11 protein-coding genes are annotated in these 7,935 nt (G+C 38.2%); 5 read left to right on the top strand and 6 right to left on the bottom strand.

What is annotated here, in order from left to right:
- Positions 1–109: 109 nt before the first annotated feature.
- The gene (repM, locus tag JMW64_RS13635; RefSeq protein WP_201555332.1) at positions 110–1,087 is read left to right on the top strand and encodes a replication initiation protein RepM; all 978 of its coding nucleotides are present in this window, start codon (positions 110–112) and stop codon (positions 1,085–1,087) included.
- Positions 1,088–1,250: 163 nt separating this feature from the next.
- Here the strand turns inward: repM and JMW64_RS13630 are convergent, their stop codons facing one another.
- The 3 genes from JMW64_RS13630 to JMW64_RS13620 all read right to left on the bottom strand — a co-directional run bounded on the left by JMW64_RS13630 (position 1,251) and on the right by JMW64_RS13620 (position 2,722).
- Positions 1,251–1,457 carry a DUF7336 domain-containing protein gene (locus tag JMW64_RS13630; RefSeq protein ID WP_201555331.1) on the bottom strand — a complete coding sequence of 69 codons (207 nt, stop codon included), beginning with the start codon at positions 1,455–1,457 and terminating at the stop codon, positions 1,251–1,253.
- A 113-nt stretch (positions 1,458–1,570) separates the two neighbouring features.
- Positions 1,571–1,963 carry a hypothetical protein gene (locus JMW64_RS13625; protein ID WP_201555329.1) on the bottom strand — a complete coding sequence of 131 codons (393 nt, stop codon included), beginning with the start codon at positions 1,961–1,963 and terminating at the stop codon, positions 1,571–1,573.
- Positions 1,964–2,191: 228 nt separating this feature from the next.
- Positions 2,192–2,722 (bottom strand): SMI1/KNR4 family protein, encoded by a 531-nt coding sequence (locus tag JMW64_RS13620; RefSeq protein WP_198331043.1) that lies wholly within the window; start codon positions 2,720–2,722, stop codon positions 2,192–2,194.
- A 387-nt stretch (positions 2,723–3,109) separates the two neighbouring features.
- Here JMW64_RS13620 and JMW64_RS13615 point away from each other — a divergent pair, with 387 nt between their 5' ends.
- Both JMW64_RS13615 and JMW64_RS13610 read left to right on the top strand, forming a co-directional pair.
- Entirely contained in the window at positions 3,110–3,490 is a 381-nt protein-coding gene (locus JMW64_RS13615; protein ID WP_198331044.1) for a hypothetical protein, read from the top strand.
- A gap of 145 nt (positions 3,491–3,635) precedes the next feature.
- Positions 3,636–4,004, top strand: a complete 369-nt coding sequence (locus JMW64_RS13610) for a hypothetical protein (RefSeq protein ID WP_198331045.1) — start codon at positions 3,636–3,638, stop codon at positions 4,002–4,004.
- A 94-nt stretch (positions 4,005–4,098) separates the two neighbouring features.
- Here JMW64_RS13610 and JMW64_RS13605 read toward each other — a convergent pair whose 3' ends face one another.
- From JMW64_RS13605 to JMW64_RS13595, 3 genes are read right to left on the bottom strand one after another with little or no spacing between them, the layout of a single operon-like run.
- Positions 4,099–4,299 (bottom strand): hypothetical protein, encoded by a 201-nt coding sequence (locus JMW64_RS13605; protein WP_198331046.1) that lies wholly within the window; start codon positions 4,297–4,299, stop codon positions 4,099–4,101.
- A gap of 56 nt (positions 4,300–4,355) precedes the next feature.
- Positions 4,356–4,670: a hypothetical protein gene (locus JMW64_RS13600; RefSeq protein ID WP_198331047.1), complete on the bottom strand. Its 315-nt coding sequence runs from the start codon at positions 4,668–4,670 to the stop codon at positions 4,356–4,358.
- A gap of 22 nt (positions 4,671–4,692) precedes the next feature.
- Positions 4,693–4,962 carry a mobilization protein MobS gene (locus JMW64_RS13595; protein WP_198331048.1) on the bottom strand — a complete coding sequence of 90 codons (270 nt, stop codon included), beginning with the start codon at positions 4,960–4,962 and terminating at the stop codon, positions 4,693–4,695.
- 255 nt (positions 4,963–5,217) lie between these two features.
- On the opposite strand from JMW64_RS13595, the gene JMW64_RS13590 reads away from it, so the two are divergent.
- The gene (locus tag JMW64_RS13590) at positions 5,218–6,819 is read left to right on the top strand and encodes a MobA/MobL family protein (RefSeq protein WP_201555327.1); all 1,602 of its coding nucleotides are present in this window, start codon (positions 5,218–5,220) and stop codon (positions 6,817–6,819) included.
- A gap of 180 nt (positions 6,820–6,999) precedes the next feature.
- Complete coding sequence (locus JMW64_RS13585) at positions 7,000–7,737, top strand: BAR domain-containing protein (RefSeq protein WP_201555325.1); 738 nt, start codon at positions 7,000–7,002, stop codon at positions 7,735–7,737.
- Positions 7,738–7,935 lie beyond the last annotated feature (198 nt).

Here is a 7,935-nt window from a genome sequence, read left to right as displayed (position 1 = left end):
TTCCTACCCATATGACGACAAATTCCTACCCATATGACGACAAATAATAATTTGACTATAAAGTGTCATATCAATATTATGTCGTTATATGTTTTTAATGGTATTAACTATGAAAAATAATAAAACCGAATTGGTAGTAAAATCAAATCGTCTTAATACAGCGATTCAGAATTTATCACTTGCTGAAATTAGACTCATACAGTTAGCTATTATTGATAGTAGAGAGCAAAACAAGGGTCTTAGCTCTGACACCCCATTAAGAATAAACGCCATGAGATACGCTGAAGTTTTTGAGGTTTCTAAGCAAACTGCTTATGAGGCACTTATAGATGCGGAAGCTAACTTGTTCGAGCGTCGCTTTACCTTTATGGACGAACGTGATCTTAAAGTGAAATCACGTTGGATCAGTCAAGCCACATATATTGATGGTGAGGGAGCGATAGAGGTAATATTTACCCCTGCTGTTGTTAACGAAATCACGCGTATTGATGGAATTGAGCAGTTCTTCACAAAATATACTTTAGAGCAAACGGCGCAATTAAAGAGCTTATATGCTGTAAGACTTTATGAGCTTCTCATACAATGGCGCGAAGCTCGAAAAACTCAGTTATTTGAATTAGAGACTTTCAGGGAGCAGCTTGGTTTAGGAGTCAATGATTACAAACGCATGAGTGACTTCAAACGTCGTGTTTTAGAGTCGTCTATAAAAGAAATTAATGAAAAGACAGATATAAAAGTTAGTTATACCCAAGAAAAAAAGGGTACTACGATAGTAGGCTTCAAATTTGTAGTTCGTGAGAAATCAAAACCCAAGACTGGACAGGTAGCTGAGTCTCGTGATGTTGACAACGGTGATCTGTTCACGATTGATGGACTATCTGACAAGCAGTTGTGGCGTATCAGTCGGCATAAAGAGTTTATAAGTACATATAGTGGTCTTGCCAAAGGCGACGCTGGTAAGAACTGGTCAGCATATAGTGATTTTATAGTTGGTGAGATCAAAAAAGACGCTTCCAAATTTAGTAAGAAACGTCCTATACGCGAATATTTAGATGGAAATGAAGCAGACTATGACTTCTCAAGATAGCGAAGAAAAACTGACCACCTAGAACAGTCTGTTATAAGCGGTTCTCTTATAGTGGTCTGTTTTAGGTAGTCTGTTAATAGGTTTGAGGGGTGAAATAACAGGTTCCCTTGGGGTATATCTATGGGGAATCTATACAGGCATCAAATAGCTTAGATCGGGGCTATTAGCCGAAACCACTAGACCAACAGATTTTATCAACCTCATATTCATCGATTAGAAAATCGTCTAATGAATCCCTGAAACCGGGTTTATCGCTAAGGAAATTTATCGCTTTTTCTGCTTCTTCTCTCGTACTGTAGATACCTAGCATCTTAGTACTATCATCTAAGCCTTTAACTTTATGTTCAAGATGATATACAACCGTAGTCATTACAAACCTCCCTAAAAAAACAGATAAGTTAAGAATAATATATTCTAGAGTTGAAAACTAACGGTTATCAATTATGGTTTAGGTAGACCAAAATTCAAAAATGTCTACATACATTAATTATCAGGCATAGGCTTATACAACGGAAAGCCTAAAAAACGATTCCTAATGGTCATAGCATCATCGTAAGATTTGGCTGAGAATACAAAGATTATTTCTTCTTTCTCGTCAATTGGTTTGCCAAATAACTTAAGAGTCGTTTGAGTCGAACTTTCATTTTGACTCAGCTGATAGAAATCAGATTTAATTTGATTGTTTATGTTTCTTAGGTCATCATTAATGATTTGTAAAATCATCTGATCGTTTCCATAATCAATTTCAGCTAACTCTTCATCTGAAATGCTAGGGTTGTCTAACAAATGTTGCATAGAACTAATGCGATAAGCTACTGCTTCTTGCAATAAGCTAATGAATTTTGGAGGTAGGTTTAGAACAAGTGTTGGATTCATATGAGTCATTGTATAATCTGATAATAGATGTGTTAATAAGGTTGTCAGGCAAGATAATACATCAAAAATACAATGTCATTTTTAAAGTTATATCCAATAGAATCAGAGTACAACGAGTTCTCTCAACAATTATCTTCCATAACTCCCGTTGTTGAAATACTGTTCGATGCCTGTATAGCGCACCGAACATAGAGCATCAAAAACCTGACTCTCATATACCCTATTAAACTATATTTGAGGGTTGTTCTTAGCATGCTGTAATCTCGCATAAAACTCTGGATCAGTATTCGCTAAGCTGTTTTCATACTCTTCTTCAGAAATTAAAGATTCAATGAAACAATCAAAACTATCAGCTATTTTAATGAGGGTATCAATATCATCAGCGTAAGAAGACTCATGATCATAAAAGTACACTTCACCATAATGTTTGGGTAGCAAGGAAATACAAAAATAATTTCCAAATGCATCATCAGAAAATGCAAGTAACCCTGTTTTTTTTGTGCTGTTATCATCACCAAAGTTCGATTCTAATCGACAGTATTCAGGACCGTCATGTATACCTAGCACGCCGTGTATTCTCGTTTCGCCTTCAGCATCTGATATACTGCAAACAGTATTAGTAGGCTCTGCGCCATTGAAATTAAGGAGATATTTTCGATAATCCTCTGGTAAACGATACTGTATTATTTGTTCAAAATTTTCTAATGCCTTAGTGCTAAGCTCTCCATAAGGGTTAGCTTTTTGATATTTTGTTTCCATGAATTGATACCTTGATTTAAGTTGACCTTTCACACCTTACATTATCAAAATCTTAAAAAATAGGAAACATAATCAATATCAGGTGTATCTCTGTTATTTTCCTCGAAATATCAGCGCTATGTACACTCACAAGTACACTGGAATTATTTCCATAGATCAAACTCTTATTATCATTATCCTACAACCGAGTATTCAAGTCCTCACTAGGGTGCCGAACGATTATCATCAAAGCACACTCCATCACAGAGTATCAATTTTCTTGTAGAATTCCTTGGTTTAGTCGATAATATTTGATTAAAAAAAGCGTTGTATTTATATGCTTACCAGCTTTTTTGAACTCATTTTATAAGAAACTTAATTTATTGATAACTCGGTAAGGAAAGCTTAATGTCTAATTTTAGATTGGTAGTAGGAGCACTTACGACACTTATACTTATGAGTATAGGTTGTAGTCACAAAGAGCCTAACAGCGTTAATGAAGTAAAAGAAAACTCATCAGAAGCCATAACAAAAAACATCTCAGAAGAAGTAGAGGTGCGTGGAAATTTTAAAAGAAGCTTTGAAGTATATCAGCTAGAGGCAAATGGCAAAACTTACTATGTGGCAGATCCAAAACAGCTTTTGATAGAAAACTCTAATAAGATTGGTCAAGACGGCTACTACAAATCGTTCGAAACTTGTGTGGTTGGAGTAATTGGCTCTGAAGGTGGTTACGGGCCTACTGGTAAATATGAAAACAAAATTACAGTTAGCAAAGTCTGTGTTTAAAAAAGGTGTACAGCTAATAGGCCAACGCCATTCTAGGAGGTAGCGTGTTATTAGACCATACCAAATCTATACGTTGACAATAATTATCACTAACATTCCTATTCAATATTTTAAACAAACATAGGTTCATTTATTAGGATTTTTGATGCGGAAATTTGTCCTAGATTACCCAAAAGGAAGTTACCGCAAGTTTTTCATTGTGGCTTTAATCCTAAGTTTTGGTTTTTTCATAAACTCTTCTATAGATAAAGACATACTAAACATCTTAATATGGCTAGGAGTATTTTTAGGAGCTTTGAAGCAAGTTGTCATACCTATAAATCTAGATCAAAAAATATTCTTATCGAAAAAAAGATACTCTATAAGTGATGATGACTTTATAAGTCATTACAACGGTAGCTCTATTATGCATAATAACAACAAGGGTAAAACCTTGCATAAATGGATAATACTGGGTGATGACATTTTGTCGCTTTTGTTTATTGGTGTCATACTCTATAGCATATTTGGTTAACTGAATTATATTAGTAAGCCATAAAAAAACTGTTATAGATTACTAATAGGATGAAAGGCTTGCTACTTACAACTGGGCGTTCTAAGTAGCGGACTCAAATCTGTTCAGCTTCCAACTTGGCTACTATATCCTTAAAAACCGCTTCAAAATGCTGGCTGTCAGTACATCGTTTGAATGCGTTACCATTCCAAAATCCTAAATGAAATGTGATTGTAAGTCGCTTTTTATCAGCAGTTATCCGTCTAATTTCCGATAGGTTAACAATTTCATTGTCTACAACTATAAAACTTGGCATCTAAATCTCTTTCTATGGTGTTTATTAATAATAGGTAGCTATAAATCCTACTTGCTCTATTTGGTTTCAGTATCAGAGTCGGGCAGGGATGTACGAATAATAAAGCGATAGATATCACAACATAGAGTCCAGAAAAACCAAAGCAATATAGCAGCACATGCACCCAAGCCGATAACAATAGTGCCTATTCTAATACTGCCATCCAGACCCCCATTCCAAATATGAGGTGCAATAGGTGGACCCATCGTAGCAATAAACGCCAAGAAAAAGCCTAGCATTACTATAAACCCTGTAATTGCAAGGCGTATCACTATTACTAATATGTTATCAACCCATGTATCATTCTTCTTATGCTCTAGAAACTTAAACATGACCATCCTTTTTTTTGGCTACTTAACTTTCAATTGCTTTAAGTCCCTTTACCAAATCTGCCATTAAATCCTTATCCGTCTGTCTGGTCAGGAAATTCAATAGATTATCAGCCGTATATTCTTTCAAACCATCTACTGAATTATTCTCTAAAGCATCTACCAAAAAAGCACCCAGTAGAATTTTTTGCCGTGTTAGCTTCTTATCTAGCTTCTGCTTCTCTCTATTTATCTTAAGCTCAAGATCATTAATCTTCTGCTGTTCCTTTAAATCATTACCACCAAGTAAGCTCATACCTTCCTCCTAAAATATCAAATTACCTATTCACCCGACTATAGCAACTTCGCCAGTACCTAACAACAGTTTATGATATAGTTAATTGACAGATGGTTGAGTCCCACTGATTAAGTGCGAGTTTTCGACTTTACATTTGTTTATTGCTACGCAACATCCAAATATAAAATCAAAACATCGGAAGGGGTAAACCCCCACACCCCCAGCACTACGAAAAGACGTAGTGCTAAAAACCAACAGATAGAGCTTTCAGAAATGGCTATTTTTATCGCATCGACTAAATCAATATCACGAAGCAGTGGGCAAAGTGCCGTTGCTAGTGCGAGCTATCGCGCAGGTGTTGAGCTTGAAGATAAGCGATATGGTAAGACCCACGACTACTCAAAAAAGCATGGCGTGATGAGTGCGGATATTATTTTACCGTCAGCATTGGCAGATGCTAAGGCTACTGTTGATCGGGGCGATCTTTGGAATAAAGCGGAGGCTGCCGAGAAGCGAGTCGATGCGCGCGTGGCTCGCGAATGGTTGGTTAATCTACCGCATGAATTAAGCGCAGAAGACCGAAAAGAGCTGGCGCACCAGTTCGCCCAAACCTTAGCAGATCGTTACGGCACAATAGCAGATTGTGCTATCCATCAACCCACACAAAAAGAGATTGATCGGGGCGCAGACCCGCGTAACTTCCATGCTCATATACTTTTCACCACGCGCACCGCAGAACTTGACGATAATAACGAGATCGTATTGAAAAAAAAGGCGACTATTGAGCTATCAGACAACAAGCGCAGATCGCTCGGACTAGAGCGCGTCAGCGAGGAAATCAAAGAGGTTCGAAAAATTTGGGAGCAGACGGCAAACGATAAACTAGCCGAGCATAATCTTAACTTTATCGATAGTCGTAGCTATGCAGATCAAGGCAAAGACATTGAGCCGCAACTCAAGATGGGTAGCGTTGCAACCAAGCTGGAGCGTGACGCATACGAGACAGCAAAAGCAGCAGCAAAGGAAAAAGGCGAGGTATTTAACGGCATTACCCCAGTGACGATCAGAGGTGAGATTAACCTTATGATTACTGAGCGCAACCGTCTAGTACGGACACGCGAACTTGCCGATCTGCGCGAAAGTCAGTTATTTATCGTCCCAGCAGCCGCTAAACCTGAATATAAACCCAGTAACGTGAGTAATGACGAGCTAGAGCAAGCTGAATCAGTGGTTGAGCAGATAAAACAGGCACGTATTCAGCGCCAGATTGCTAAAGAAGCGGCTGACGTGCTTGAAAAAGAGCGTATTGCTCAGCAGCAGCACGATATGGCGGAGAAAAAAGAGGGTGAGCGCCTATTAGCGCAAGAAGAAGCGCGTCAGGCAAAGCGTGAGCAGCACCGCGTCCAAATAGCAGCACAAGAGGCCGACTTTAAGAAACAACACGGTCATATCTTGCATCAAGAGCTATCAAATCAGCACCGACTACTAAAAAACATCGACCAAAAAAGCGACTTTGGCCAACATCTTAAAACCCTCCTGCTCCTTGATCAGAAAATGAGCGAATGGCAACACTACCGCAGTGAGCCGAGTACCACTGACCACCAAAAACAGCTTATCGGCCAAGAACAATATGAAATTGGCAGCCATATTATAAGCCACAGCAAGCAGTTGCTTGAGCACATCAAGTCCATAAGTGATTTATCGACAAGGCAAGCACACACTAAAACTTTAGAGCGCGTCTTTGATGATATCAAAGATCGACAACAAAGCGCCCTTAGCCCTGATCAGCAAGGCCAAATGCGAACGGTATCCGCTGAAATCAATGGTTATAGCCGTGATATCAACCGCAGTCGGGGCATGAGTCTTAGCTTTTAATGCTCATAAGCAATACTAAACGACATTCACGGTCGCATAGAATCACCTTAGATGCTTCTCAGGCATCCCACAGCGCCATTTTGATGCTAGGGTAGCAGTAACTATATAAATCACCCTAAAAACGTCTACAGCAGCTCTCAGAGGCTAAATAGCATCATAATTAGCGACTAGGAACAATCCATGCCACAAAATGACCTCTCTATTCCATTAGAAGACCTACTAATTACGCTTCAAACGTATACCAAAAAAATAGATAAGCAGCTGATTGACAGCTCAAACTTAAACCACGCTCATTATAAACAAGCTCAAGATATCTCTGAGTGGGCAAAACAGCTAACTTCACTGCTAAAAACGTATCAAAACAAAGAAATCTTACTCCAATCAGACTTTGTTGCAGCCATTCATAAAGAGACAGAAAGAGTCTTTGAAGCCAATGAAGAGAGCTACCATAAGCGTATTGATGAAGGCTTCACTAAGCACATCACTGATGCTAGTGATGAGTTCTTAAAAACAACAACGCAGCTTAATAAAGACTTAGAGAAGATACAGACTTCTGTTACCAGTGTTGCTAGTAACCTTGACGGTACTAAAGACGAGATTGCCGAGCTAAATATAGATGCTTCCAAAAAGATGCTAGATAAGGTTAAGCAAGAGTTCGGCCGTCACTTAACAATCACGCTTTCAACCTTGGTCGTTGTCGTCTTTATTTTAAGCTTGGGTGCAATGTGGCTGTTTATACCTAGCAAAGCTGAAATCAGTAAGCGAAAAGATGGTTATGATTCTCTTGCTAAGGCTCGAGTGGCACATCAAGTTATCGAAAAACCTAATGGTTATTATGCGAGAGTTGATCCCAAGGACTGCATTGAAGATGAGAAAAGCTCTTTCTACAGTAAATCAGTGTTATGCAAATTTAAGTAATGAGCTTCCTAAATTAACCATTAAAAATAGTCTCTTGTTTTTTAAGCTTATCCACAACCAAAAAAGCTTTTAATGCTTTTAAATGCTTTTAAATGCTTTTAAGCCAGCTACAAGCCTTATACATAAAGGTCTATAGAGTTCATATGACGACAAATTCCTACCCATATGACGACAAATTCCTACCCATATGACGACAAA

The organism is Psychrobacter immobilis (assembly GCF_904846065.1).
GTDB lineage: Bacteria > Pseudomonadota > Gammaproteobacteria > Pseudomonadales > Moraxellaceae > Psychrobacter > Psychrobacter immobilis_H.
This window is presented reverse-complemented; position numbering and strand designations above follow the sequence as displayed.

What these genes read in the sequence shown, in the direction of transcription:
- JMW64_RS13630 (WP_201555331.1), bottom strand. Translation starts at nt 1,457, where the DNA reads ATGACTACGGTTGTATATCATCTTGAACATAAAGTTAAAGGCTTAGAT.
- JMW64_RS13585 (WP_201555325.1), top strand. Translation starts at nt 7,000, where the DNA reads ATGCCACAAAATGACCTCTCTATTCCATTAGAAGACCTACTAATTACG.
- JMW64_RS13595 (WP_198331048.1), bottom strand. Translation starts at nt 4,962, where the DNA reads ATGAGCTTACTTGGTGGTAATGATTTAAAGGAACAGCAGAAGATTAAT.
- repM (WP_201555332.1), top strand. Translation starts at nt 110, where the DNA reads ATGAAAAATAATAAAACCGAATTGGTAGTAAAATCAAATCGTCTTAAT.
- JMW64_RS13600 (WP_198331047.1), bottom strand. Translation starts at nt 4,670, where the DNA reads ATGTTTAAGTTTCTAGAGCATAAGAAGAATGATACATGGGTTGATAAC.
- JMW64_RS13615 (WP_198331044.1), top strand. Translation starts at nt 3,110, where the DNA reads ATGTCTAATTTTAGATTGGTAGTAGGAGCACTTACGACACTTATACTT.
- JMW64_RS13610 (WP_198331045.1), top strand. Translation starts at nt 3,636, where the DNA reads ATGCGGAAATTTGTCCTAGATTACCCAAAAGGAAGTTACCGCAAGTTT.
- JMW64_RS13625 (WP_201555329.1), bottom strand. Translation starts at nt 1,963, where the DNA reads ATGAATCCAACACTTGTTCTAAACCTACCTCCAAAATTCATTAGCTTA.
- JMW64_RS13620 (WP_198331043.1), bottom strand. Translation starts at nt 2,722, where the DNA reads ATGGAAACAAAATATCAAAAAGCTAACCCTTATGGAGAGCTTAGCACT.
- JMW64_RS13590 (WP_201555327.1), top strand. Translation starts at nt 5,218, where the DNA reads ATGGCTATTTTTATCGCATCGACTAAATCAATATCACGAAGCAGTGGG.
- JMW64_RS13605 (WP_198331046.1), bottom strand. Translation starts at nt 4,299, where the DNA reads ATGCCAAGTTTTATAGTTGTAGACAATGAAATTGTTAACCTATCGGAA.